Source organism: Nonomuraea sp. N2-4H (assembly GCF_045291505.1).
Taxonomy (GTDB): domain Bacteria; phylum Actinomycetota; class Actinomycetes; order Streptosporangiales; family Streptosporangiaceae; genus Nonomuraea; species Nonomuraea fastidiosa.
Genome location: NZ_CP147987.1, coordinates 293,663 through 319,129, shown reverse-complemented (window position 1 = coordinate 319,129; position 25,467 = coordinate 293,663). Strand labels below are relative to the sequence as shown.

Annotated in this window: 23 protein-coding genes; 10 read left to right on the top strand and 13 right to left on the bottom strand. The window is 72.5% G+C overall.

Translation table 11 applies throughout. From position 1 onward, the window contains the following. The first annotated feature begins 27 nt into the window (after positions 1-27). Complete coding sequence (locus WBK31_RS01445) at positions 28-1,017, top strand: LacI family DNA-binding transcriptional regulator (protein ID WP_406674211.1); 990 nt, start codon at positions 28-30, stop codon at positions 1,015-1,017. A gap of 98 nt (positions 1,018-1,115) precedes the next feature. Here the strand turns inward: WBK31_RS01445 and WBK31_RS01440 are convergent, their stop codons facing one another. Beyond that, the gene (locus WBK31_RS01440) at positions 1,116-2,306 is read right to left on the bottom strand and encodes an MFS transporter (protein WP_364058752.1); all 1,191 of its coding nucleotides are present in this window, start codon (positions 2,304-2,306) and stop codon (positions 1,116-1,118) included. Between the two features lie 60 nt (positions 2,307-2,366). On the opposite strand from WBK31_RS01440, the gene WBK31_RS01435 reads away from it, so the two are divergent. The 6 genes from WBK31_RS01435 to WBK31_RS01410 all read left to right on the top strand — a co-directional run bounded on the left by WBK31_RS01435 (position 2,367) and on the right by WBK31_RS01410 (position 9,143). Next, a complete protein-coding gene (locus WBK31_RS01435; protein WP_406674210.1) occupies positions 2,367-3,344 on the top strand; it encodes a DUF5937 family protein in 978 nt (325 codons plus the stop codon). A gap of 92 nt (positions 3,345-3,436) precedes the next feature. Beyond that, positions 3,437-4,402: a sugar-binding transcriptional regulator gene (locus WBK31_RS01430; protein ID WP_406674209.1), complete on the top strand. Its 966-nt coding sequence runs from the start codon at positions 3,437-3,439 to the stop codon at positions 4,400-4,402. A 209-nt stretch (positions 4,403-4,611) separates the two neighbouring features. Then, a complete protein-coding gene (locus tag WBK31_RS01425; RefSeq protein WP_406674208.1) occupies positions 4,612-6,090 on the top strand; it encodes an FGGY family carbohydrate kinase in 1,479 nt (492 codons plus the stop codon). Continuing rightward, positions 6,087-7,520 carry an FGGY family carbohydrate kinase gene (locus tag WBK31_RS01420; RefSeq protein ID WP_364058764.1) on the top strand — a complete coding sequence of 478 codons (1,434 nt, stop codon included), beginning with the start codon at positions 6,087-6,089 and terminating at the stop codon, positions 7,518-7,520. The genes WBK31_RS01425 and WBK31_RS01420 overlap by 4 nt, the downstream gene beginning before the upstream one ends. Beyond that, a complete protein-coding gene (locus tag WBK31_RS01415) occupies positions 7,517-8,059 on the top strand; it encodes a histidine phosphatase family protein (protein WP_378784974.1) in 543 nt (180 codons plus the stop codon). Before WBK31_RS01420 ends, WBK31_RS01415 begins: the two co-directional genes overlap by 4 nt. 76 nt (positions 8,060-8,135) lie before the next feature. Then, entirely contained in the window at positions 8,136-9,143 is a 1,008-nt protein-coding gene (locus WBK31_RS01410; RefSeq protein WP_364058770.1) for a 2-hydroxyacid dehydrogenase, read from the top strand. 76 nt (positions 9,144-9,219) lie between these two features. Here the strand turns inward: WBK31_RS01410 and WBK31_RS01405 are convergent, their stop codons facing one another. From WBK31_RS01405 to WBK31_RS01375, 7 genes are all read right to left on the bottom strand, one after another. After that, the gene (locus WBK31_RS01405) at positions 9,220-9,456 is read right to left on the bottom strand and encodes a hypothetical protein (protein WP_406674207.1); all 237 of its coding nucleotides are present in this window, start codon (positions 9,454-9,456) and stop codon (positions 9,220-9,222) included. Beyond that, a complete protein-coding gene (locus WBK31_RS01400; protein ID WP_406674206.1) occupies positions 9,453-10,079 on the bottom strand; it encodes a carbohydrate ABC transporter permease in 627 nt (208 codons plus the stop codon). Before WBK31_RS01400 ends, WBK31_RS01405 begins: the two co-directional genes overlap by 4 nt. Beyond that, positions 10,076-10,972, bottom strand: a complete 897-nt coding sequence (locus tag WBK31_RS01395; RefSeq protein ID WP_406674205.1) for a carbohydrate ABC transporter permease — start codon at positions 10,970-10,972, stop codon at positions 10,076-10,078. The genes WBK31_RS01400 and WBK31_RS01395 overlap by 4 nt, the downstream gene beginning before the upstream one ends. A gap of 92 nt (positions 10,973-11,064) precedes the next feature. Continuing rightward, a complete protein-coding gene (locus tag WBK31_RS01390; protein ID WP_364059567.1) occupies positions 11,065-12,327 on the bottom strand; it encodes an ABC transporter substrate-binding protein in 1,263 nt (420 codons plus the stop codon). A 266-nt stretch (positions 12,328-12,593) separates the two neighbouring features. Continuing rightward, positions 12,594-13,379, bottom strand: coding sequence for an AMP-binding protein (locus tag WBK31_RS01385; protein WP_378784979.1), 786 nt, complete (start codon positions 13,377-13,379; stop codon positions 12,594-12,596). A 444-nt stretch (positions 13,380-13,823) separates the two neighbouring features. Next, positions 13,824-15,266: a penicillin-binding transpeptidase domain-containing protein gene (locus tag WBK31_RS01380; protein ID WP_364058782.1), complete on the bottom strand. Its 1,443-nt coding sequence runs from the start codon at positions 15,264-15,266 to the stop codon at positions 13,824-13,826. Positions 15,267-15,302: 36 nt separating this feature from the next. Beyond that, positions 15,303-15,662 (bottom strand): MerR family transcriptional regulator, encoded by a 360-nt coding sequence (locus WBK31_RS01375; RefSeq protein ID WP_364058785.1) that lies wholly within the window; start codon positions 15,660-15,662, stop codon positions 15,303-15,305. Between the two features lie 92 nt (positions 15,663-15,754). On the opposite strand from WBK31_RS01375, the gene WBK31_RS01370 reads away from it, so the two are divergent. Then, positions 15,755-16,687, top strand: coding sequence for an aldo/keto reductase (locus tag WBK31_RS01370; RefSeq protein ID WP_364058788.1), 933 nt, complete (start codon positions 15,755-15,757; stop codon positions 16,685-16,687). Here the strand turns inward: WBK31_RS01370 and WBK31_RS01365 are convergent. Further along, positions 16,684-17,340: a TetR family transcriptional regulator gene (locus WBK31_RS01365; protein WP_406674204.1), complete on the bottom strand. Its 657-nt coding sequence runs from the start codon at positions 17,338-17,340 to the stop codon at positions 16,684-16,686. The two genes, WBK31_RS01370 and WBK31_RS01365, sit on opposite strands and share 4 nt — an antisense overlap. Before the next feature lie 85 nt (positions 17,341-17,425). Here WBK31_RS01365 and WBK31_RS01360 point away from each other — a divergent pair, with 85 nt between their 5' ends. After that, positions 17,426-18,760: a GH1 family beta-glucosidase gene (locus WBK31_RS01360; RefSeq protein WP_406674203.1), complete on the top strand. Its 1,335-nt coding sequence runs from the start codon at positions 17,426-17,428 to the stop codon at positions 18,758-18,760. Here the strand turns inward: WBK31_RS01360 and WBK31_RS01355 are convergent. Then, complete coding sequence (locus WBK31_RS01355) at positions 18,730-19,626, bottom strand: hypothetical protein (protein ID WP_364058797.1); 897 nt, start codon at positions 19,624-19,626, stop codon at positions 18,730-18,732. The genes WBK31_RS01360 and WBK31_RS01355 overlap by 31 nt on opposite strands. A gap of 350 nt (positions 19,627-19,976) precedes the next feature. Here WBK31_RS01355 and WBK31_RS01350 point away from each other — a divergent pair, with 350 nt between their 5' ends. After that, positions 19,977-21,410: an aldehyde dehydrogenase gene (locus tag WBK31_RS01350; RefSeq protein WP_378784981.1), complete on the top strand. Its 1,434-nt coding sequence runs from the start codon at positions 19,977-19,979 to the stop codon at positions 21,408-21,410. Positions 21,411-21,649: 239 nt separating this feature from the next. On the opposite strand, the gene WBK31_RS01345 is transcribed toward WBK31_RS01350, so the two are convergent. The 3 genes from WBK31_RS01345 to WBK31_RS01335 all read right to left on the bottom strand — a co-directional run bounded on the left by WBK31_RS01345 (position 21,650) and on the right by WBK31_RS01335 (position 25,452). Next, positions 21,650-22,417, bottom strand: coding sequence for an alpha/beta fold hydrolase (locus WBK31_RS01345; protein ID WP_364058803.1), 768 nt, complete (start codon positions 22,415-22,417; stop codon positions 21,650-21,652). A 148-nt stretch (positions 22,418-22,565) separates the two neighbouring features. Beyond that, positions 22,566-22,946, bottom strand: a complete 381-nt coding sequence (locus tag WBK31_RS01340; protein ID WP_364058806.1) for an AMP-binding protein — start codon at positions 22,944-22,946, stop codon at positions 22,566-22,568. A gap of 91 nt (positions 22,947-23,037) precedes the next feature. After that, entirely contained in the window at positions 23,038-25,452 is a 2,415-nt protein-coding gene (locus WBK31_RS01335) for a LuxR C-terminal-related transcriptional regulator (RefSeq protein ID WP_364058809.1), read from the bottom strand. Positions 25,453-25,467 lie beyond the last annotated feature (15 nt).

Sequence of the window (25,467 nt, the reverse complement as noted above, 5' to 3'; positions counted from 1 at the left end):
CCCTCCCGAGTAGGAAATGATCCAGGCGTGAGACCGACGATGAAGGACGTCGCCTCGGCGGCCGGCGTCGCGCTCAAGACCGTCTCGCGCGTCGTGAACGGCGAGCCCGGCGTCCACCCGGCCACCGCCGAGCGCGTGCGCGCGGCCATCGAGCGGCTCGGCTACAGCCGCAACGAGAGCGCGCGCGTGCTGCGCAGGGGCAGGACCGCCACGATCGGGCTGGTCATCGAGGACGTGGCGGACCCGTTCTACTCGGGGCTGAGCCGGGCGGTCGAGGACGTCGTGATCGAGCACGGCTGCCTGCTGCTGAGCGGCTCGTCCGGTGAGGAGCCCGGCAGGGAGCGGGAGCTGGTCGAGACGTTCTGCGCGCGGCGCGTGGACGGGCTGATCGTGGTGCCGGCCGGTGACGACCACACCTATCTGCGGCCCGAGCTGGAGGCGGGGACGCCGGTGGTCTTCGCCGACCGGCCGCCGGGCGCGGGGCTCGACGTGGACACCGTGCTGGCCGACAACGCGGGCGGTGCGCGGCTGGCGGTACGCCATCTGATGGCGCACGGGCACCGCAGGATCGCCTTCCTCGGCGACGACCCGGCCATCTTCACCGCAGCCGAGCGGCTGCGCGGCTACCGGGACGAGCTGGGCGGCCTGTACGACGAGCGGCTGGTGGCCATGCGGCCGCCGTCGCTGGAGACGATCCGTACGGACCTGGAGCGGATGCTCGCCCTCGACGACCCGCCGACGGCGCTGTTCACCGGCAACGGCCGCTACACCGTGACGACGCTGCGGGCGCTGGAGAGGCGGCGGATCGCGCTGGTCGGGTTCGACGACTTCGAGCTGGCCGACCTGCTCGACCCGGGGGTGACGGTGGTGGCGCAGGATCCGGCGTGGATGGGGCGGGTCTCGGCCGAGCTGCTCTTCCGCCGCCTGGGCGGCGACACCGGCCGTTCGGAGCACGTGGAGCTGCCGGTACGCCTCATCGTGCGCGGCTCGGGCGAGCTGCCCCCGACCGGCTTCTGAGGGCGAGCCGCCCCTGGCCGGCTCCCGACGCGCGTCCCCCGACGCCACGGACCGGGCGCGTTCACACAAGGACGCGTGTGCGGGCGGGGACCGCGGGCTCAGGCGGGGACGCGGACGGCCGGTGAGCGCAGCACGCCCGCCAGCGCCACCGCGACCACCACCCCGGCCAGCCCGGACGCGGCCATGGCGTACCCCGGCGCGATCACCTCGCCGAGCGCGCCGATCAGCGCCGCGCCGGCCGCCTGCCCCGTCATCAGCCCGGCCGACTGCAGCCCGAACGCCTGCCCGCGCACCTCCTCGGGCACCGCGTCCACGAACCGCCGCTGCAGCCCGAGCTGGTACGACAGCCCTGCGGCGCCGAGCGCCGCGAGCACCGCCGCCCACCCGATGCCGGGCCCGAGCGCGAAGGCCGTCCACGGCACGCCGAGCAGCAGCGCCAGCGGGAACGACAGCCGCTCGCGCAGCGCGGGCGCCGCGAAGCGCCCCACGGCGAACTCCCCCGCCGCCATGCCGACGGCCGCCGCCGCGAGCACCATCCCGGCCTGCCCCTGCCCGCCGAGGTACGGCACCACCATGGCCTCGGCCCCCGCCAGGCACACGCATGGCAGCCACATGGCGAGCAGCAGCCCGCGTACGCGCCCGTCGGCGATGAGCCGCCGGTTGACCCGCAGCGTCTGGCGTATCGCGCCGGGCCCGCCGTTCCCCCGCGCCGCGGTGTACGGCAGCCCGAGCCGCAGCACCACGGCCGCCACCGCCGACAGCACGGCGGTGATCGCGAGCGCCCCTGAGGGACCGACGACGGCGAGGACCGCTCCGCCCGCCGCCAGCCCGGCGACCTGCGCGCTCGCCGACGCCATGTTGAGCAGCGAGCGCCCGAGCACGAACGCGTCGCCGGGCAGCACCTCGGGAAGCATCGCCGCCCGCGCCGCGAAGAAGACGGGCGAGAACAGCCCCGTGGCCAGCACCAGCGCCAGCATCGCCCACACCGGCAGCCCGGCGTAGGCGAGCAGCAGGCAGGTGACGGCCCTGACCAGCTCCCCCGCGATCATCAGCGCCCGCGGCGGCAGCCGGTCGGCCAGCGAGATCAGAAGCAGCCCGCCTGCGATGTACGGCAGCCACCCGGCCATGTACGCCGCCGCCGACAGCCCTGCGGAGCCGGTCCGCGCGTAGACGAGCACGGACAGCGCCAGCATCCTGATCACATCGCCGCCGATCATCAGGGCGAAGCTGCCGAACAGGACGCGGAACTCCTTGACGGCGAAGACCTCGCCGAACGTCGCGCTTTTCACGGTTCCCGATGCTCGGGCCCGCCCCGAAGGTGGGGCGACTTTTTCGGATATAACCGAAAGGTGGTGACGATCGAGGTGGTGCCGCAGGACGTGATGGCCAGCAGGTTCGCCATCTCGCCGCTGATCGAGACCATGCACGCCCAATGGGTGCTGGCGGGCCGCTACCGGGCGGGCGCGCACGAGCCGTGGGCGGCGCGGTGGCGCGAGACGTACCGGCGGCTTGAGGAAGAGCTGCCGGCGCTGCGGGCCGCCATGGCGATCACCGGCAACCCGGGCTCGAACGTCGACTTCGTCGCGCCGCCGCCGACGGCCGTGGACGTGCCGTTCGAGGCGGAGATCGCCGCCGTGCGGGCCACGCCGGTGTCACGGGCGCACGCGGAGATCGAGCAGGTGCTGGCCGAGCGGCCCCCGGTGCCGGGCTGGGTGCGGGAGCTGCTGCTGGGCCCCGACGTGGTGACGCTGGTCGCGCGGGCGTACGAGGCGCTGTGGACGGAGATCCTGGTCCACGACTGGCCGCGGCTGCGCGCGGTGCTGCAGCGGGACGTGGCCTACCGGGCGGGGCGGCTGGCGGCGTACGGCTGGCAGGCGGCGCTCGACGACCTGAGCCCGCAGGTGCGCTGGCGCGGCGGGCGGATCGAGGTGAAGCTGCGCAGCATGCACGGGCAGGAGCGGCGGCTGGGCGGCAGGGGGCTGCTGTTCCTGCCGTCGGCGTTCATGGACAGCGTGGGCGCGTACCTGGAGGAGGATTGGCCGTACGCGCTGGTCTACCCGGCCAGGGGCATCGCCGCGTACGGGCAGGCGCGGCCCGCACCCGAGAGGCTGGCGGCGCTGATCGGCCGCAGCCGGGCCCGCATCCTCGCCGAGCTGGCGGAGCCGGCGACGACCACGCAGCTCGCCGCGCTGCTCGGGCAGAGCGTGGGCACGGCCGGCGAGCACGTGGCGGCGCTGCGCGGCGCGGGCCTGATCGCCGGCACCCGCACCGGCCGCAGCGTCGTGTACGCGCGCACCCCGCTCGGCGACGCCCTGATCGGGGCCTGACCTTTCCTCCGGCACGCGCGAAGGGCACGTGGCTATAGTGGGTTGCGCATCAGTTCTGAAAATCTGTTCACAGTCCATTCAGGAGCGCGCGCATGAATGCCGCCGACGTCGCACCCGAGGCGCAGGCCAGGTTTCCCCAGGAGCTGATGTACACCGCGGCCCAGCAGTATTACCTGGAGGACGCCACCCAGGGCGACATCGCCAAGCGGCTCGGCGTCAGCAGGGCCACCGTGAGCCGGCTGCTCACCGAGGCGCGCAGGCAGGGCATCGTCGAGATCAGGGTGCACCGCCCGGCCTCGCTCGGCGACGGCCCGCTGGCCGCCGAGGTGGCCGAGCTGCTCGGCCTCGACCGCGTCCACCTGGTGCCGAAGGTCAGCGGCCCGGCGCTCGGCCCCTGGCTGGCCCCCGGCGTGGCCCGCGCGCTGGCCGGGGCCGGGCTGGAGCCGGGCGACGTCGTGCTGGTCTCCTCCGGCACCACGGTCTACGAGTGCGCCCGCGAGGACCTCGGCCGCTACCCCGGCGTCACCATCGCCCCGGCGGTGGGCGGCCAGGAGGAGCCGCAGCCCTGGTTCCAGACCAACGAGACCACCCGCATCCTGGCAGAACGCGTCGGCGGCGTGCCCGCCTACCTCTATGCGCCGGCGCTGCCCGGACCCGAGCTGTTCTACTCGCTGCAGCACGAGCCGTCGGTGCGCCGGGTGATGGACCTGTGGGAGCGGGCCAAGTGCGCGCTGGTGGGCGTCGGTTCCCCGCCGCTGATGCGGCAGACGGTGCCCTCGCTCATGCCGCGCGACGCCGAGAGCCTGCGCCAGGCGGTGGGCGACGTGTGCATGCGGATCTACGACCGCGACGGCGAGCCGGTGACGTACCCGGGCGGCGAGCGGCTGGTCGCCGCCAAGCAGGAGCAGTTGCGGCGCATCCCGTGCTCGATCGCGGTCGCGGTGGGCGCCGAGAAGGTGCTCTCGATCATGGCCGGCGCGCGGGGCGGCTACTTCAACCAGCTCGTCACGGACACGCCCACGGCCGAGGGCCTGGTGGCGGCGGCTCACCAGCTCTGATCCTCACACCGCTCTGATCCTCACACCGCTCTGATCCTCACACCGCTCTGATCCTCACACCGCCAGCGCTGAACATCTGTGCTGGACAAAGTTTCTGACTGCGCGCTACCGTGATGGACACCCAGGGGTGTCCGCCCGTGCGCGGGCAGCCCCTGTCTTGAGATCGTCGACTCGATCTCGCGCCGGTCCAGGACCTCACATGGAAGGGCATGATGGCGATCATCTGCGTGGACGCCGGCACCACCGTCATCAAGGCCGTCGGCTACGACGAGTCCGGCCTGGAGACGGCCGTCGCCCGGCGCGAGACCGTCGTCACCAGGCCCGCACCCGGCCACACCGAGCAGGACATGCACGCCGTGTGGGACGCGGTGGCCGAGACCGTGCGCGAGGTCGCGGCCAGGACCGGCGGCGCCGAGCTGGTGGCGGTCACCGCCCAGGGCGACGGCTGCTGGCTGGTGGACGCGGCCGGCGAGCCCACCGGCCCGGCCATCCTGTGGAACGACGCCAGGGCCGCCGCCATCGTCGCCGCGTGGACGCGCGACGGACTGGCCGAGACGGCGTTCCGGCGCAACGGCTCCTCGGCCGCGTCCGGGCTGCCGCACGCCATCCTCACCTGGCTGCGCGCCCACGACCCCGACCGGCTCGACCGGTCCAGCGCCATGCTCACCTGCGGCGGCTGGATCTACTCCCGGATGACCGGGGAGATCGCGGCCGACGAGTCCGACGCCTCGGCGCCGTTCATGGACCTGACCGAGCGGGCGTACTCCCCCGAACTGCTCGCCCTGTTCGGCCTGGAGTGGGCCGAGCGGCTGCTGCCGCCGATCCGGCCGTGCCCGGTCGCCGGGCTCACCGCGCGGGCCGCCGAGACGCTGGGCCTTGCGGCGGGAACGCCGGTGGTGATGGCCCCGTACGACATCGCCGCCACCGCGCTGGGCTCCGGCGCGGTCAGCCCGGGACAGGCGTGCGGCATCCTCGGCACCACGCTGTGCACCGAGGTCATCGCCGCATCCCCCGACCTCGACGGCCCGCCGACCGGCATCACCATCGCGCTGCCCGGCGGCTACCTGCGGGCCTTCCCCACCTTCGCCGGCACCGAGGTCGTGCAGTGGACGTGCCGCCTGCTGGGGCTGTCGGCCCCCGCCGAGCTGGGCGAGCTGGCCGCGACCAGCGAACCGGGCGCCCGGGGGCTCGCGTTCCTGCCCTACCTGTCGCCGGCCGGTGAGCGCGCGCCGTTCTCCGACCCGCAGGCCAGGGGGTCGCTGCACGGCATGTCGTTCGAGCACGGCCGCGAGCACGTCGCCAGAGCCGTGCTCGAAGGGCTGACGATGGTGATCCGCGACTGCCTGGAGGCGACCGGAGCGGCCCCGACCGAGCTGCGGGTGTGCGGCGGCGGCGCCAACAGCGCGGTCTGGCTGCGGCTCATCGCCGACGTCACCGGGCTGCCCGTGCACCGCTCCGCCGACAGCGAGGTGGGCGCGCGGGGCGCGGCCCTGGTGGGGCTGGCCGCCACCGGCGCGGCGCCGTCCGTCGCCGAGGCGGCGGCCCGGCACGTACGGCTGCGCGAGCCCGTCGAGCCCGACCCCGCCCGCCGGGCCTTCTACGACGACCTCTTCGCCGACTTTCTGACCCTGCGCGGCGGCGCCGCCGGCACCTGGCCGCTGCTCGCCGAGCTGAGGAGCCGTTCATGAGCGTGTGGGTGGGCATCGACCTCGGGACGCAGAGCGTACGCGCGCTCGCCGTGGCCGCGGACGGACGGGTGCTGGGCACCGGCAGCCGCCCGCTGACCAGCCACCGCGACGGCCCCCGGCACGAGCAGGACCCCGAGCAGTGGTGGCGGGAGCTGGCCACGGCCACCCGCGAGGCGCTGCGCGGCGTGCCCGGCGGTGAGCGGGTCGAGGGCGTGGCCGTGGACGCCACCTCGGGCACGATCCTGCTCACCGACGCGGGCGGCCGGGCGCTGACGCCCGCCCTCATGTACGACGACCGCCGCGCCGACGCCACCCGCGCCAACGAGGCGGGCGCGGCGGTGTGGGAGCGCCTCGGCTACCGCCGCATGCAGCCCAACTGGGCGCTGCCGAAGCTGCTGTGGCTGCTGCGGGACGCCCCGCGAGGAGCCCGCGCCGCGCACCAGAGCGACTTCGTCAACCGCCGCCTGGTGGGGCACGACGTGGCCACCGACCTGAGCAACGCGCTCAAGACCGGCGTGGACCTGATCGAGGAGCGCTGGCCGGAGGAGGTGTTCGACGCGCTGGGGGTGCCCGAGGGCACGCTGCCCCGCGTCGTACGCCCAGGCGCCCGCCTCGGCACGGTGTGCGCGGCGGCGGCCGAGGAGACCGGCCTGCCCGAGGGCACCCCGGTGATCGCCGGCACCACCGACGGCTGCGCCGCCCAGCTCGGCGCGGGCGCCCGGCGTCCGGGAAGCTGGAACTCGGTGCTCGGCACGACGCTGGTGCTCAAGGGCGTCACCAAGGAGCTGATCCACGACCCGCTCGGCGTGGTCTACTCCCACCGCGCCCCCGACGGCTCCTGGCTGCCCGGCGGCGCGTCCAGCACGGGCGCGGGCGTGCTCTCCCGCGACCTGCCCGGCGCCGACCTCGACGCGCTCAGCCGGCAGGCCGCCGAGCGCTACGGCCGCCGCCTGCCGCCCGCCGTCACGTACCCGCTGGTCTCGCGGGGCGAGCGGTTCCCGTTCGCCGCGCCCGGCGCCGAGGGCTTCACGCTCGGCGAGCCGGCCGACGACGTGGAGCGCTACGCCGCCATCCTGCTCGGCGCGGCCTTCGTCGAACGGCTCTGCTTCGACTATCTCGACCTGCTCGGCGCGCCCGTGGACGGCGAGATCATCCTCACCGGCGGGGCCACCAGGAGCGCGTACTGGACGCGGCTCCGCGCCGACGTGCTCGAACGCCCGGTGACGCTGCGTGAGAACGCCGAGCCCGCGCTGGGCATGGCCGTCCTGGCCGGCGGCGACCCCGACGCGATGATCAGGACCAGCGCCGTCGTCGAGCCCGTGGACACCGGCGTGCGCGAGCCGTACCTGCGGTTCGTGGCCGAGCTGGAAGAACGCGGCTGGCTCGACGGCCGGGCCGCCGCACACGCCCGCGAGAGGACCGCCCGATGACCGACCTCGTGCTCGTCCGCCACGGCGAGACCGTCTGGCACGCCGAGAACCGCTACGCCGGGATCAGCGACATCGAGCTGACGCCGCGCGGCCACGAGCAGGCCGCCGAGCTGGCCTCCTGGGCGGCGGGAGCGGGGCTCGCGGCCGTGTGGGCGTCCACGCTGAGCCGGGCGGTGATCACCGCAGAGACCGCCGCGGCCAGGGCCGGGCTCTCCGTGCGCACCGACGCCCGGCTGCGCGAGCTGGACTTCGGCCAGGGCGAGGGCCTCACGTCGGCCGAGATGAAGGCCCGCTTCCCCGAGGCCAGGGCCGCGTTCGAGGCCGACCCCGCCGCGCATCCGCTGCCGGGCGGCGAGGACCCGTACGCCGCCGCCGAGCGGTTCGTCGCCGCGCTCGGCGACATCGCCGCCGCCCACGCGGGCGGCCGCGTGCTGGTCGTCGCGCACACCACCGCCATCAGGCTCTCCCTGTGCCGGCTGCTCGGGCTGCCGCTCGGCGAGTACCGCCGGCTGTTCCCCGGCTGGACAACTGCGCCCTGACCGAGCTGCGCCTGGACGAGGCCGGCACGGGACGGGTGGCGCTGCTGCAGTACAACTCCCCGATTGGAGCCGTTCGTTGACACTCAAAGTCCTCGCCGCAGGCGACCATTTCGTCAGGAACGACCTGCTCATCGACGCGCTGAAGAGCGCCGTGCCCGGTGAGCTGGACGTCCGCGAGCTGACGCTGCCCTGGCCGGTCGTGCCGTTCGGCCCGGTGGGCGAGGTGGACGAGGCGTCCGACGTGGAGGACGAGCTGATCGAGGCGCTGCGCGGCGTCGAGGTGTGCGTCACCCAGATGGCGCCGCTCACCAAGCGCGTGCTGGACGCCTCGCCCGGCCTGCGGCTGTTCTGCGTGAGCCGGGGCGGTCCGGTGAACGCCAACCTCAAGGCGGCCACCGAGGCCGGGGTGAAGGTGACGTTCGCACCCGGCCGCAACGCGGTGGCCACCGCCGAGCACACCCTGGCGATGCTGCTCGCCGCCACCCGCCGCATCCCGCAGACCCACACGGAGCTGAAGGGCGGCGCGTGGCGCAGCGACTACTACTCCTACGACCAGGTCGGGCCCGAGCTCGACGGCAACACGGTCGGCCTGATCGGCTACGGCGCGATCGGCAGCCGGGTGGCCCGCATGCTCGAAGGGTTCGGCGCGAACGTGCTGGTGCACGACCCGTACGTGGCCGCGCCCGGCAACGTCGGCCTGCGCGAGCTGCTGGAACGCTCGCTGTTCGTCTCCCTGCACGCCCGCGCCACCCCCGAGACCGCCGGGATGATCGGCGCGGCCGAGATCGCCGCCATGCCGAAGGGCTCGGTGCTGGTCAACTGCGCGCGGGGCGCGCTGCTCGACTACGACGCGCTGTGCGACGCGCTCGAGTCCGGCCACCTGTTCGGCGCCGCGTGCGACGTCTTCCCCGACGAGCCGATCCCGCCGGGGTCGCGCCTGCTCACGACGCCGAACCTGGTGATGACCCCGCACCTGGCCGGGGCCAGCAAGGAGACGGCGAAGAAGGCGGCGGCGATCGTGGCCGCCGACGTGGCCCGCTACGTACGCGGCGAGCCCATCGCCCACCTCGCCAACCCGAGCTGACCCGAGCTGACCCGAGCCGCCCCGGGCTGAGCCGGGCCGACCTGAGTCACCCGGATCCGGCCCGGGCAGGCCCGTGTCAGCCCTTGAGCGCGCCCGCCATGAGCCCGCGCATGAAGAACCGGCCGAGCAGCACGTAGATCAGCATCGTCGGGATCGACGCCAGGATGGCGGCGGCCATCTGCTGGCTGTACGGGGTGGCCTGCGCACCCGCGATGTTGTTCAGCATCACGGTCGTGGGCCAGCTCGTCGGCCCGGTGAGGAACACCGCGAACAGGAAGTCGTTCCACATCGAGGTGAACTGCCAGATGATCACCACGGCGATGGCCTGCCCGACACCGGCAGGACGACCGACCAGTACGCGCGGAGCATGCCCGCCCCGTCCACCCGCGACGCCTCGATCAGCTCGTCGGGGATCGTCACATAGTAGTTGCGGAAGATCAGCGTGCAGATCGGGATGCCGTACACGACGTGCGCGAGCACCAGGCCGGGGATGCCGCCGTAGAAGACGCCGTCCAGCCCGGTGAGGTCGTTCAGCCCGACGAGGAGCTGCACGAGCGGGATCATCACGCCCTGGTACGGGATGAACATCCCGAACAGAAAGAGCGTGAACAGCACGTCGGCCCCGGGGAAGCGCCACTTGGACAGCACGTAGCCGTTCATGGAGCCGAGCGCGCACGACAGCAGCGAGCCCGGCACCGCGAGCAGCACGCTGTTCCACAGGCCCGGCGCGAGCTTCTCCCAGGCCACCCTCCATGCCTCGGTCGTCCACGTCTGGGGCAGGTTCCACGCCTGCCCCGGGTCGGCCTCGGTGAGCGGCTTGAAGCTGGTGACCAGCAGCACGTAGATCGGGATGAGGAAGATCAGGACGAACAGGATGAGCACGGCGAGCCGCACGTACTGAAAGCCCGCCGCCCTGCGCCCGGCCACCGCCGTCATGACCGCCTCTCCTGCCTCTCCTTACGCACCGACCAGATCAGGTACGGGATCACGAAGATCGCCACGCTGAGCACGATGTAGGACGCGATCGTGGCGCCCTTGGCCGGGTCGTGCGAGTCGAACACCGCCACCCACATGAAGACCGCGGGCACGTCGGTGATGATCTGCTTGCCGGACACCGCGACGATCAGGTCGAAGACCTTGAGCGAGATGTGGCCGAGGATGATCAGCGCAGACAGCGTGACCGGCCGGAGCATGGGCAGCACCACGTGCCGGTAGACGCCCCACTCGTTGCAGCCGTCCACCCGGGCGGCCTCGCGCAGCTCCTCGGGGACGCCGCGGAACCCCGCCAGGAAAAGTGCCATGACATATCCGGACATCTGCCATATCGCTGGCAGTGCCATCGCGGCCATCCCCCAGTCGGGGTCACGGAACCACTGCCACTGCGGCAGCCCCAGCCAGTCGAACAGCCGGTTCAGACCGACCGCCCGCTCCCCCGTGCCGGAGTTCATCAGCCACCGCCACACGATGCCGGTCGCGACGAACGAGATGGCCATCGGGAACAGGTAGATCGCGCGGAACGTGCCCTCGCCCCTGATCCCCTTCTCCATCAGGAACGCCAGGAGCCACCCGAGCAGCAGCGCTCCCAGCACGAAGACGACCGTGAACATGATCGCGTGGTTCACGGACAGGTGCCACCGGGACTGGTCCCAGATGTCCACGAAGTTCTGCAGCTCCACGAACTCGCCCTCGGACACCTCGTCGTGCTGGTCGGTCATCGCCAGGCGGAAGTTCCAGCCCAGCATGCCGTACACGAAGACAGCGATCAGGATGATCGACGGTGTCACGAGGAGCAGCCCGGGCAGCCACGAGCGTGCCCGCCTCACAAGCATGACCTCCCACGGGGGCGGCGGGCCCGCAAGCCGGGCCCGCCGCGCCTGTGCCGTTTATCGAGCGGCTGTTGTCGAGCGATGCACCAGGAGCGTCACTGCGCGTTGGCCGCGGCCGCGTCGGCCAGGGCCTGCTGCAGCGCCTTGACGTCCTTGGTGCCGATGAACAGGCCGACCGCCTCGTTGATCGCGGCCAGCCAGGGCTGGTTCACCGCCACACCGTGCTGGATGGAGCCGGCGAGCTTGTTGCTCTGCCAGTCCTTCAGCGCGTCCGCCAGGTAGTCGGTGTAGAGCGACTGGTCGGCGTCCTTACGGGCGGGGATGGAGCCCTTCTTCGGGTTGAAGGCGTCCTGGCCCTCCTTACTGGCGGCCACCTTCAGCCAGGCAAGCGCCCCGTCGCGGTTCTTCGCGCCCTTGGGCAGCGTGAAGCTGTCGGACAGCCACAGGTAGGTGCCCTCGGTGCCGGGCGACGGCGCCCAGTCGAAGTCCGTCTTCGACGTCTTGCCGAGGCCGCCCTCCGGCGGGTTGTGGAAGTAGCCGTACGCCCAGTCGCCCATGATGTTGAACGCCGCTTCGCCGTCGGCCACCTGCTTGGCCGCCGGCTGCCAGTCGTCCTGCGGGTCGCCCGCGTACTCCATGATCTTGGCGAAGTTCTCCAGGGCGGTCGTCACCTGCGCGCTGTTCCAGTCGGCGCCCGGCTTGAACAGCGCGTTGTAGTTGTCGGCGCCCAGCGTGCCGAGCAGCACGCTCTCCAGCAGGTGGGTGACCGTCCACTCGGAGCCGATGGACAGCGGGATCTTGCCGGTGCCCTTGACCTTCTCCAGCGCCGCGATGAACTCCTCGATCGTCTTGGGCGCACCCGAGACCCCGGCCTCCTTGAGCACGCCCGGGTTGTACCACAGGACGTTGGAGCGGTGGATGTTCACCGGCACGGAGTAGATCTTGCCGTCGACGCTGATCTGCTCGATGAGCTGCTCGGGGAAGACGTCCTTCAGCTTCAGCTCGTCGTAGAGCGGGGTCAGGTCCTCCAGGTTGCCCGCCTTGATGTAGCCCTGCAGCTCGGCGCCCGCGTGGCCCTGGAACGTGTCGGGCGGGGTGTTCGCCTGGAGCTTCGACTGCAGCAGCGCCTTGGCCTTGTCACCGGAGCCGCCCGCCACCGCGGCGTCGAAGAAGGAGTAGTCCGGGTTCTTCTCCTCGAAGATCTTCTTCATCGCCTGCAGGCCGTCGGCCTCACCCGGTCCCGTCCACCAGGAGAAGACCTCAACCTGCTGCTTCCCGCCGCTGTCCGCCGCGGGTGATTGCGATGCCTGTCCGCCGCCGTCGCCTCCGCAGGCAGTCAGACCCAGCACGCTGACCATCGTGATCGATACGGCCGCTAACCACCGTCGCATCCCCACACCATCCCTTCGATCCCCCGAAGGTTTGCTTCTTGACAACGTTGTCAACGTGTGGCTATCAACCCACTTCCGGCCGCGCCCCGTCAAGGGATGGGCGGTAACAGCTCCGCATACTCGAGCTGTGAAGCGATACGCCCCACCGCGCCGGGCTCGCCACCAGCCGAGACGCCGCACGCACGCCGGTGCCCCGCGCCGACCGGCGCGCCTCGGCATGTTGACTGCGCTTGTCAGGCGAGACGTTCCAGCTTGCCGTCGGGGCCCGCCACGACGGTCACGCCGAAGTCGTGGCGGGTGCCCGCGAGATCGCCGCCGCCCGCCGCGATGACCAGCGCCCCCTTCGACACCCCGAGCGCCACCAGGACGAGCAGGTCGCAGCCGCAGTCGGGCGGCCACGTGGTCAGCACGACGTCGGACTCGGTCAGGCGGATCCGCAGGTCGAGCTCCGCCATTTCGGCCAGCAGCTCGGCGTGGGACAGCCGGCGGCCGCCGGGCAGCAGCAGCGCGGGCTGGCGGGCCGCGTCGAGCGCGGGCAGCGCGGCCGGCTCCAGCGAGAGCAGGCAGCGGAAGTCGATCGTGCCGAGCGCGCGGCCCAGCGAGTAGACCTGCCGCACCCGCGACTGCTCGGCCGCCGCGATCGCCGGCTCGGCCAGGTCGGGCGTGGTGATCAGGGCGCGGGCGTCGCACTCGCGCAGCCACGCACCCAGCTCGTATGCCCCCATCCCCGCCGCGACCGGCGCCGCCACCCCGCCCGCCGCCATCACCGTGTGCACCGCGAGCGTCTGCGCCCCCGCCGTCGATACGTGCACGCCCACCACCTGGTCGCGCCTTGCGCCTCTGCGGACGAGGCCGGATGCCGCCCTGGTCACCTCGGTCACCAGGCGGCGGTAGCCGTAGACGTGGCCGCCGCGCAGATCGACGAGGGCGGGACGGTCGCCGCGCTCGTAGGCCCGGTGGAAGACTTCGTGGATCACGGTGCCGGTGGCCGGATCAGGGGCCGGGGCGGTGGATCTCATGCCCGCCAACGTACGGCCGGCAGGGCGGCCCGGCATCCACCGATCTATGTAGGCGGTTGTGCATTCGGCCGGGTGTGCGGGCCCGAGCCCTGCGCGACTCGGGCCCGCTGTCACGAGCCCCGGGAACCCGGCCCCCACCCCTCCGAGAAGGCCGGCCTCCGTACGGACGCGTGACGTCTCCGACCGACCGGCCGCGGCGCCTGCGCTCGCCTGGCGCAAGTGCCGGGCGGCGTGGCCGATCACACGAAGAACGGTAGGCGTGCACATGCCGCCGCACATGCGCTGACATGGCCATTCGACGATGTAAGCGGGGACCCGCCGGGATGTGTAGAGACGTCACTTGCCGCCGATCACCCATGCGGCGATCTGTGTACGCGTGGAGAATCCGAGCGGATCACGTTTCGCGCCCCCGAGCGATCCAGCGGTGAAGCAGGCGGATGAGAGCTAGCTGAGCGCCGCCCGGATCATGGCGCGGGCGATCGCGGTCACCGCCCGGCCCCGCACGCCCGGCCGTTCGAGGACCACGCCCACCGCCACCTCCGGCGCCTCGGCCGGAGCGAACGCCGTGACCAGTGCGACGTCCTGCGCCCCCGGCACGCCGGGCGGCGAGGTGGCCGCCTTCATCGCCACCCGCACCCCCGCGATCGACCTGCTGGTACCACCGGCGCCCGGAGCGGTCGCCATCATGGCCGCCAGGTACCGCGCCAGCATCGGCGGCATCACCGTCCGGTACGCCACGGGCGCCGCCCTGCTGATCACCGCCCCGTCCGCGAGCCGGACGTCCTCCACCAGGTACGGCCGCATCAGCACCCCGTCGTTGGCCACCGCCGCCGACAGCATGGCCACCATGAGCGGCGTGGCCCGGTTGTCGTGCTGCCCGATGGCCGCGAGCGCGGTCTGCGAGCGGTCGGTGGACACCGGGTAGCGGCTGCCGCTGGCGGCCAGCGGGATGCGCAGTTCGCCGGCGTTGAACCCGAACGCCTCCGCCTGGTCCCTGAGCAGGTCCTGCCCGAGCTGCAGCCCGATGCCGGCGAATGCCGTGTCGCAGGGGGCCTGGAAGGCGTACAGGAGCGTGGGGTGCTCGGCGCCGCAGCCGGTGTCGCGCACGTACACGGGCGAACCGGGCAGCCGCAGCCGGGCGGGCGCGTCCAGCAGGACCGTCGGCGTGTACTCGCCCGAGGCAAGCGCCGCCGCCGCGGTGACCAGCTTGAACGTGGCCCCGGGCGGATAGAGCCGGTTGAGCGCCCGGTTGAGCAGCGGCCGGTCGGGCGACCCGCGCAGCCGCTTGGATGTCGCGGCCAGCTTGAACCGGTCGAACGTGGCCAGCGTGTTGGGGTCGTACGTCGGGGCGGTGACCAGCGCCAGCACCGCCCCGGTCGCCGGGTCGATGGCGACCGCCGCGCCCGCCAGGCCGGTGGCGGCGAGCCCGTCGTAGGCGGCGAGCTGCACGCGGTCTCTGATGGTCAGCCGTACCTGCGCGCCCGCGCCGCTGCCGCCGCTGACCAGCGAGCGCACCTTGACCTTGGGGTCGTCGCCGGTCAGCAGGGGCTCCTGCGCCTGCTCGATGCCGGTGGCCCGGCGCAGCGACACGTGGCCGGTGACGGCCGCGTACCTGGCGCCCTGCGGATAGACGCGCTGGTAGCGGTAGCGGCCCTCGGCGGGGCGGCTGGTGGCGATGACGGTGCCGTCGTAGGTGCGGATGTCGCCGCGCGGGCGGGCGTACCGGTCGATGAGCGTGCGCTCGTTCCTGAGGTCGGCGTTCAGCGCGCCCGCGCCGAACGCCTGGATCAGTGTGATGTGCGCGAGCAGCACGAACAGCAGCGCCGAGCACAGTCTGGCCACGCGGGCCAGGGGTACGTTGATCCACCTCGCCCTCGAACCGGCCATGGTTCGAGGTGTACCAACCGCGCCGCAAAGCGGGAGCTAGAGGACGCTGCGGTAGTAGGAGATCTTGTTGTGGATGTAGCGCTGCCGCTCGATGAGGTTGTCGATCTGGGCCTGCACCTGGCGGTCGTGCTCTTCCAGCAGCTCGATGCGGTCGGGGATGGTGTGGTCGCCGGCGCGTACGAGCTCGGCGAAGCGCAGCATGGTGGCGATGGGCATGCCGGTGTCGCGCAGGCAGCGCAGCATGCCGAGCCAGCCGACGTCCTGCTCCGTGAACCTGCGCTGGCCCGCCGCGTTCCGGTTGACGCGCTCCAGCAGGCCGATCTTCTCGTAGTAACGGAGGGTGTCGATGCTGAAACCGGTCTCCTCGGAGACCTCCGCGGGTGTGTACACGCTCACGGGCCCCAGCATCGCACCTGGAGTGCACTCCAGGTCAACCCGAAATGAACGCTGTTGACGTGGAGTGCACTCCAGCCTGCACAGTCGTCGCCATGAACGCCATCGACATCGCATTGGGCACGATCCACTTCGGTACGTCCGTGAGCAAGGAGGACACCTTCGCCATCCTCGACCGGTTCCGCGAGGCCGGCGGCACCAGGCTCGACACGGCCAACAACTACCCGTTCTGGGTAGAGGGCCGTACGGGCGACGAGAGCGAGCTGACCATCGGCGCGTGGCTGGCCGCGCGCGGCGTCCGCGACGAGATGGTGATCAGCACGAAGGTGGGCGCGCGGCCGACCGTCCCCGGCGACCGGACGCTCGACTCGGCCGAGGGCCTGTCGGCGGGCGTCATCGCCAAGGCCGTGGAGGGCAGCCTGCAGCGGCTGGGCACCGACAGGATCGACGTCTACTGGGCGCACATCGACGACCGCTCCACGCCTCTTGAGGAGACGCTGGGGGCGTTCGACGAGCTGGTACGCGCCGGCAAGGTCCGCTCGATCGGGGCGAGCAACATGGCCGCATGGCGGCTGGAGCGGGCGCGGAACGTCTCGGCCGCGCACGGCTGGGCCCGCTACACCCATCTCCAGCTCCGCCACACCTACCTGCGGCCGCGACCGGGCACCAGGCCGGCCGAGACCGGGCACACGCTGGCCACCGACGACACCTTCGACTACCTGGCCGCCGAGCCCGAGATCACGCTGTGGGCGTACAACACGCTGATGTTCGGTGCGTACACGCGGCAGGACCGGAAGATCCCGGAGATCTACGACCACCCGGGCACGGAGCGGCGGCTGGCGGCGCTGCGAGAGGTGGCCGGCGAGCTGGGCGCCACCCCCAACCAGGTGGTGCTGGCCTGGCTGATCGGCGGCGGCGTGGTGCCCATCGTCGGGGTCTCCACGATGGAGCAGCTCGATGAGGCCATCGGCGGGGCGCGGCTCACGCTGGACGCGGGCCGGCGTGCCCGGCTCGACGCGGCCTGCTAGCCCTGCTCGGGCAGCGGCGGGAGGTGGTCGGCGAGGTAGCGGCGGACGAGTTTCTTGCACTCGGCGATCAGGCCGGGATCGCCGGCCGGGTCGGCTCTGAAGGCCAGCTTGAGCACCGAGTCGCCGGCCTCGACGGCGACGAGCAGGGCGCGGTCGAGCTCGGGGCTCGCGGGGGCATCGACGAGGTGGAGCGTCAGCGCGCGCATGCGCTCGGCCACCACGACGCCGTTCTCCTGGGTCTCGTCGAGCGCCCGCTTGCTGCCCCCGACGGCGGGCCCGCCGGGGGTGGCGAGCACCTCGCCGAAGTCGACCACCCCGAAGCCGGGCGTGGTGCGCTTCATCTCCACGAACTCGTCGATGGTCGCATCGACCAGCTCGCCCCAGTGAGCCGGGCGGGCCTGCTGGATGCGCTGGACGACGCGCTGCAGGAACGCCTCCAGGTTGCGCCGCGCCAGCGCACGCACCAGGCCCTGCTTGTCGTGGAAGAACTGATAGAAGGTGCCGATCGGCACCTCGGCCCGGCGGGCGACCTCCTTCGTCGTCAGCGCGTCGTAACCGACCTCGTCGAGCAGCAGCGCACACTCGTCGAGCATGCGCTCCACCCGCTCGACGCTCCGGCGCTGGGCGGGGCGGCGGCGCAAGGTACTGGTCATGTCCCCATCCTGACGCATGTCCGTGAGGCCCAGTCACGCCCTCAGCTAACATGAGCCGGACTCGCGGAGCATTGGAGGGCCGGGCATGTTCTTGTGGGGTACGGCCACGGCGGCCTACCAGATCGAAGGCGCGACCGGCGAGGACGGCAGGGGCACCTCCATCTGGGACGTCTTCTCCCACGAGCCCGGCCGCACCCGCGACGGCCACACCGGCGACGTGGCCTGCGACCACTACCACCGCTGGCGCGAGGACGTCGCGCTCATGGCGGATCTCGGCGTCAACGCCTACCGCTTCTCCATCGCCTGGCCGCGCGTGCTGCCGCAGGGTGCGGGCCGGGTGAACGAGCGCGGCCTCGGCTTCTACGACCGGCTGGTGGACGGGCTGCTCGCGGCGGGCGTACGGCCGGTGCCGACGCTCTTCCACTGGGACCTGCCGCAGGCGCTGGAGGACAGGGGCGGCTGGCTGAACCGCGACACCGCCGAGCTGTTCGCCGACTACGCCGCCGTGGTCGCGGGCCGTCTGGCCGACCGGGTGCCGCTGTGGATCACGCTCAACGAGCCGTTCGTGCACATGGCCTACGGCTACGCGATGGGCCTGCACGCCCCCGGCCACGCGCTGCTGACCGGCGCGCTGCCCGCCGCGCACCACCAGCTCCTGGCCCACGGCCGCGCGGTGGCGGCGCTGCGGGCGGCCGGGGCGCGCCAGGTGGCGCTCACCAACAACCACACCCCGGTCCGGCCCGCCTCCGGCGACGAGGCCGACGTGCGGGCCGCCGAGGCGTACGACATCCTGCACAACCGCCTGTTCACCGATCCCGTGCTGATGGGCGCGTACCCCGACTTGTCGGCCTACACCACCGATCTCGGCTTCGTCAGGGACGGCGACCTGGAGGCCATCTCGGCCCCCATCGACGCCCTGGGCGTCAACTACTACAACCCCACCCGCATCGCCGCGCCGACGGACGACGCCCTGCCGTTCACCGACGCCGGCATCACCGGCCACCCCACGACGGCCTTCGGCTGGCCGGTGGTGCCCGAGGGCCTGCACGAGCTGCTCACCGGCCTGCGCTCGCGCTACGGCGCCGCGCTCCCGCCGATCCTCATCACCGAGAACGGCTGCTCGCAGCCCGATGTCCCCGGCGATGACGGCACGATCGACGACGCCGACCGCGTGGCCTTCCTCAAGGAGCACATCGCGGCGCTGCGCCGCGCCATGGACGACGGCGTGGACGTGCGGGGCTACTTCGTCTGGTCGCTGCTGGACAACTTCGAGTGGGCCGAGGGCTACCACCAGCGCTTCGGCCTCGTCCACGTGGACTTCGCCACCCAGCGGCGCACGCCGAAGCGCTCCTACCACTGGTTCCGCGACTTCCTGAGAGCCCAGAGCGCTCAGAACACCGAGACGTGGACGTGGTCGTAGTGGTTGGCCGTCACGCCGCCGCGGTCGGACATCGGATCCCAGCCGCCGCCTGAGCGTATGTCGTAGTAGCGCTGTTTCCAGATGATGTACATGACGCCGATGCGGGCGCCGTTCTTGATCAGCCAGTTGGCGAGCGCGTCGCCGATCGCCTCGTCGGCGCCGGTGGCCATGGTGCCGCCCCTGGACATCATGAAGTCGCAGGCACGGCCCTTGCCGTGCTCGCCGGGGTCGCCGGGGCGCAGGCAGCCGACGCCGTACTTCATGGGGAAGTTCGCCATGATCTCGGCGCGGACCGCGACCATGCGCGGGGTCAGGCCGCTGGAGGAGCCGGGCTGCTGGAAGCCGTATTTGGCGAGCAGTTTCTGAACCTCGGAACGCCGCGACTGGAGCCGCTTGATCTCCTTGCGGAGGTTCTCGACCTTCTTATTCGCGTTGATCTTGGCCTGGTTCGATTTCGCGATGAGCCTTTTGATGCTCGCGACGCGCTGGGCGCGCTCGTTGGCCATGTACGCGAGGTTCGCGGCCTGCCCGAGCACCTGGTACGGGTCGCCGGAGGGCGTGAGGAGGTGGACGCCTTCGAGCGGCCCGACCATGTAGGAGGTCTGCGCGATGCGCCTGACCTCCTCCTGAGCGGCCTTGAGCTGGGCCTGCAGCGCACCGGATGTGGCGTTCGCCCGCTTCACCTGGAGCTTGATGTCCTCCAGGCTCTGGATCTGGCCGCGGTAGTCCTTTTCGAGCTGGGCCGCCTGCTTGGTGAGTTTCCGCAGCTCAGCAGGGGAGGGAGCGGCTGCGGCCGGGGTGGGGGCGGGGAGTGCGAGCAGCCCGGCGAGCACGGTGAGGAGAACGGCGAGCCGCCAGATTCTCACACCCGTCCCCTCCCCTCGTAGACGGACCGAAACTATAGAAGATGATCTTGATTCCTGTCATCCGAACGACGTAACTGCTGCACCTTTGATGGGGTTCTCGGGCTTTTGACCGACATAAGCGCGACATAAAAATTCGAGCGCTTTCAGGGACCGCCGGCAGCCCGAGACGGCGGCCGAATCCGCCACCGCGAAATGGCGCTCGACGTGCCGGGGAGCGACATCCGCCGGCCCGCGCGCCGCGCCCGCAGGAGGTGCGATGCGCCTCTTGCACGCATGGACAGAACATGGTTCGGTCGCCTTGAGGCACTCCCCCAGCAAGCAAGCATCCGGTCAAGCAGGAGGTCCACGTCATGCGCCAGCACGACAGGCTGTTCATCGGGGGCGAATGGGTGGCCCCGGCGGGCACCGGGACGATAGACGTCATCTCCCCCCACACCGAGGAGGTCGTCGGCCGCGTGCCCGACGGCACCGCCCAGGACATGGACCGCGCCGTCGCCGCCGCCCGTGAGGCGTTCGACCACGGGCCCTGGCCTCGCATGACGTTCGCCGAGCGGGCCGAGGTGATCGGCAGGCTCGCCGACATCTACGACGCGCGGCAGAGCGAGATGGCGCGGCTCATCACCGAGGAGATGGGCTCGCCGATCACCTTCTCCAACCTGGCGCAGGCCCCGCAGCCGCTGTCCATGCTGCGCTTCTACGCCGAGCTGGGCAGGACGTTCGAGCAGGAGGAGCAGCGGCCCGGCCTGTTCGGCCCGCTCACCGTGCGCAGGGAACCCGTCGGCGTCGTGGCGGCCGTGGTGCCGTGGAACGTGCCGCAGTTCGTCACCATGACCAAGGTCGCGCCCGCGCTGCTCGCCGGGTGCACGATCGTGCTCAAGCCCGCGCCGGAGACGCCGCTGGACGCGTACCTGCTGGCCGAGTGGGCGGCCGAGGCGGGCGTACCGGCCGGCGTGCTCAACGTCGTCGCGGCCGGCCGCGAAGTCGGCGAGCACCTGGTCTCGCACCCCGGCGTGGACAAGGTCGCCTTCACCGGCTCCACCGCCGCCGGGCGGCGCATCGCCGCCATCTGCGGCGAGCAGCTCAAGCGGGTCAGCCTGGAGCTCGGCGGCAAGTCCGCCGCGATCATCCTCGACGACGCCGACCTGCAGGCCGGCATGGGCTTCCTGCAGATGGCCTCGCTGATGAACAACGGGCAGGCGTGCGTGGCCCAGACCCGCATCCTCGCCTCCCGGCGGCGCTACGACGAGGTCGTGGACGCCGTCGCCGGCATGGTCTCCTCCCAGGTCGTCGGCGACCCCGCCGACCCCGCCACCGGCATCGGCCCGCTCGTCGCCAAGCGGCAGCAGGAACGCGTCGAGGGCTACATCAGGATCGGCATGGAGGAGGGCGCCAAGGTCGTCGTCGGCGGCCTGGACCGGCCGCGCGACAAGGGCTGGTACGTCTCCCCCACCGTCTTCGCGGGCGTCTCCAACGACATGCGCATCGCCAGGGAGGAGATCTTCGGGCCGGTGCTCGCCGTCATCCCGTACGAGGACGAGGCCGACGCCGTACGCATCGCCAACGACAGCGAGTACGGCCTGGCCGGCACCGTCTGGACGGCCGACCCCGAGCACGGCATGGAGGTCGCCCGCCAGGTGCGCACCGGGACGTACGGGGTGAACTGCTTCATGCTGGAGCCCAACGCCCCGTTCGGCGGCTATAAGGCCAGCGGCATCGGCCGCGAGCTGGGCCCCGAAGGGCTGAGCGGCTACCTGGAGTACAAGACCATCGCCCGCCTCGGCTGAGCCGGCGAGCGGAAGGGGGCCTCCCTGCACGAGACCCCCCTCGAAGGCCCCCTTCCCTCCAGCCCGTACGGACCTAGCGCGCCCCCGCGACGCTAGGTCCAGGCGGCGCGAGACAGCGCGTGACGCGGCCGCTACGGACTGACCACAGCAGTATGTCCCACGACAGGCGCTACGACGCTTTGCTGCCTCGGAGACTTTCTCCCGGTGGTTTCCATCCGTACGCCGCAGGATGACGGGTATTACTCCGAAAGGCGGGTTGTCAGCCATTTGCCGATGCGGCGGATGAGTTCGGGGGTCGCCGCGGACTCCGCGTGCCCGTAACCGGGCTCCACCCACAGCTCCTTCGGCTCCTTGGCGCCCGCGTAGAGCTGCTCGGCGTGCTCCAGCGGGAAGAACGCGTCGGCGTCGCCGTGCACGATCAGCAGCGGCGCCGGCGAGATGAGCCCGGCGGCCTCGTGCGGCGGCATCGGGATCGGGTCCCACTGCCCGCGCGCGATCCTGGTGCGCTTGGCCACCCGCGCCGCCAACCGGCCGAACGGCCGCTCGATCGCCCAGTGCACCTGCCGCATCGGCCGGGTGCCCCGGTAGTACCAGCGGGCCGGGCCGCTCACCGCCACCACCGCGTCCACGCCGCCGCGCAGCCCCGCATGGCGCACGACCACCGCCGCGCCCATGGAGAAGCCCACCACGCCGATCCGCCGGTAGCCGATCACGCGGGCGTGCCTGACCGCGGCCTCCACGTCGAGGATCTCCAGGTCGCCGACCGTGGTCTCGCCGCCCGAGCGTCCGTGGCCGCGGAAGTCGAACGCCATCACGCCGCCGTACCGGCTGAGCACGTGGACGATGCGGCGCGCACTGCGCTCCCGCCACGAGCCGGTGAAGCCGTGCGCCACGACGATCCCCACGTCGGTGCTCGCGCCCTGGCCGGTGGGCGGGGTGTGCGCGGCGTCGATGCGGACGCCGTCCTCGGTTCTGAGCATGACGGGGAAGTTGGGCGCGAACGGCATGCTCACGAGCTTAAGGTCGCCGCCCCCAGGGTCCTCGCCCACACCTGCCGCCGCGTGCCGCTCAGGGGGCGCCGGGGCACCGCCCAGAGACGCCGGGGCTCGACTGGGGGCACCGCTCAGGGGTGCCGGGGTGCGGTGCGGTCGCCGCTCAGGGGCGCCGGGGCGCGGCGGGCTCGCCGCTCAGGTCGGCCATGCTGAGCACGATCCGCACCCGCGACTCCTCGGCCGCGTCCAGCGCCTCGCGCACGTTGGAGATCATCACCCGGGCGCCGCTCTCCTGGATGCGGTCGCGCAGCACGGGCGCGTCGAGATGGGCGGGCAGCGGCCACACGACGCCGCCCGCGGCGATCACCGCGTCGGTCGCCACCAGCAGATCGGGCCCGACGGGCAGGCAGATGAGCACGGTGTCGCCCGGCCGCACCCCCGCGTGCCGCAAGTGGATGGCCGCGACCGCGGACCGCTCGTCCAGCTGCTCCTCGGTGAGCTTCAGGCCGGTGCCCGAGTCCACCATCACGATGCGCTCATCCATGGGGAACACCGTAAGGAGGGCGACCTGTGCACACATGGGGCGGAATATGCAGATCTCTATGCAGATGCGCGCGCTCGCCCACCGGGCACCCTTACGTGACGGACCGGGGCTGCTCGGCCGCCCACACCGCGATCTGCGCACGCGAGGTATAGCCCAGCTTCTCCATGATGTTGGCGATGTGGCGGGCCACCGTCGCCGGGCTGATGACCAGCTCTTCGGCGATGGCCCGGTTGGACAGCCCGCGGGTGAGCAGGCCGGCGATCTCTAGCTCGCGTGCGGTCAGCAGCGAGCGCCTGACCGGCTCGGCCGCCGCCGGGGCGCGCGGCGCGGGCCGTTCGCCGTCGAGCACGTGGCGGGCCGCGTCGTCGGGGCTCATCGTCCTGCCGCGCGACCACAACGCGGCCGTGCGGCCCTCGCCCAGCTTCGTCCTGGCCCGGCCCAGCAGCTCTTCGATCCTGAGCGTGGCGAAGTGCTGGCCGATCGCCTCGCGCAGCGCCGCCGCCGCCGCTGCCGCGAGCACCGCGCCTTCGATGTCGCCCTCGCACTCGGCCAGCACCGACAGCCCCACCAGGCAGCGCGCCACGCCCTGGCGCTGCCCCGTGGCCCGGCTCAGGTCGAGGCTGGCGGCCAGCCGCTCGCGGGCCACGCCGAACTCGTGCAGCAGCGCCGCCACCCGGCCGATCCTGGCCAGGCAGCGCGCCAGCTCGAGGTCGCCGCCCAGCTCGCGCAGCCAGGGCACGGCCTGCTCGTACTGTTCCTTGGCGGTCACCAGATCGCCCCTGGCCTCGGCCACGCAGCCGAGCTGCACGGCGGTCCTCGCCATGATCCAGCGGTGGCCGTGCTCACGCGCCCGCGCCAGCGCCTCCTCGCCGAGCCGCTGCGCCTCGCGCAGCCGCCCCCTGGTCAGCGCCACCGCCGACAGCCCGGCCAGGCCCGCCGCCTGGTTCCAGGTGTCGCCGGACGCGGTGGCCAGCGCGAGGCCCTCCTCGGCGTGGTGCAGCGCCTCATCGGCCCGGCCCATGCGCAGCAGCACGACGACGATGAGGCTGTGCATGACGCAGCGCGGGAACACCTCGTCCGGCGCGAGGCCCGCCAGGCTGCGGCGGGCCAGCTCCAGCGACCGGCTCAGCTCGTCGCGCGCCTCCAGCCCGTACGCGAGGTACGCCAGGGAGTGTGCGATCTCCTCGGCCGGCACGTCGCCGGTGTCCAGCGCGAGCAGCCGCTCCACCCAGCCGACGATCTCCGTGACGTTGCCGCCCAGCGGCAGCAGACCGGTGCTGGTGCGGCAGAGCCGCAGCCCGAGTGCGACGTTGCCGGACTCGGCCGCCCAGTCGAGCGCCGCGCGCTGGTCGTCCATCAGGCGACGGCTCGCCCGCGCCGCCGCCAGCCGCCGCTCCCACGGCTCTCTTGGCGCCGTCAACTCCACCGCGAAGTGGTGTCCGAGCAGGTCGCAGAGCACGCGTAGGTGCCGCTCGCGCAGCGCGCCACGCTCGCCCGCCCGGTCGAGGCGTTCGAGCGCGTACCGCTTGATGGTCTCCAGCAGCCAGTAGCGGGCGCGCGTCTCGTCGCAGAGCACCAGCGACTTGTCCACCAGGCCGCCCAGCAGGTCGAGGATCTCGCCCGCCGCGATGGGCGGGGCGGCGCACACCCGTTCGGCGAGCTCGAGGTCGAAGTCGCCGGCGAACACCGACAGCCGGCGCAGCAGCACCTGCTCGCCGGGCGAGAGCAGGTCGTAGCTCCACTCGACGGCGGCGAGCAGCGTGCGCTGCCGCGCGGGGGCCGTGCGCCCGCCGGTGGTCAGCAGCAGGAAGCGGTCGTCGAGCCGCCCGGCGATGCGGCCGGGGCTGAGCAGGCTCGTACGCGCGGCGGCCAGCTCAAGCGCCAGCGGCAGCCCGTCGAGCGCCCGGCACAGGCGCACCACGTCGGGCAGGCTCTCCGGGCCCAGCCTCGTGCCGACGGCGGCAGCGCGGTCGAGGAAGAGCCGCACGGACTCGGCGTCGGCGGACGCGTCGTCGGGCAGGTCGAGCGGCGGCACCCGCCAGACCAGCTCGCCGGCGATGCGCAGCGGCTCTCTGCTGGTGGCGAGCACGCGCAGCGACGGGCATGCCGACACCAGCGCCGACACCACGTGGGCCGACCTGTCGATGAGGTGCTCGCAGTTGTCGAGCAGCAGCAGGCAGCGCTGGCCGCGCAGCCGGGCCGTGACGGTGTCGAGCAGCGGGGTGCCGGGCTCCTCGCTGACGCCGAGCACCTGGGCGATCTCGTGGTCGACCAGCTCGGGGCGGCCGATCCTGGCCAGCTCGACCAGCCACACGCCCCCGGGGAACGACGGCACCAGCCCGGCCGCCACCCGCAGGGCCAGCCGGGTCTTGCCGATGCCGCCCACCCCGCACAGCGTCACCACGCGGGTCTCGCCGATCAGGTCGCGCAGATCGTCGAGATCGCGTTCGCGGCCGATGAACCGGTTGGGCTCGACCGGAAGGTTGTGCCGGGGGGAATCTGGCATGTGCTCACCCTGCGT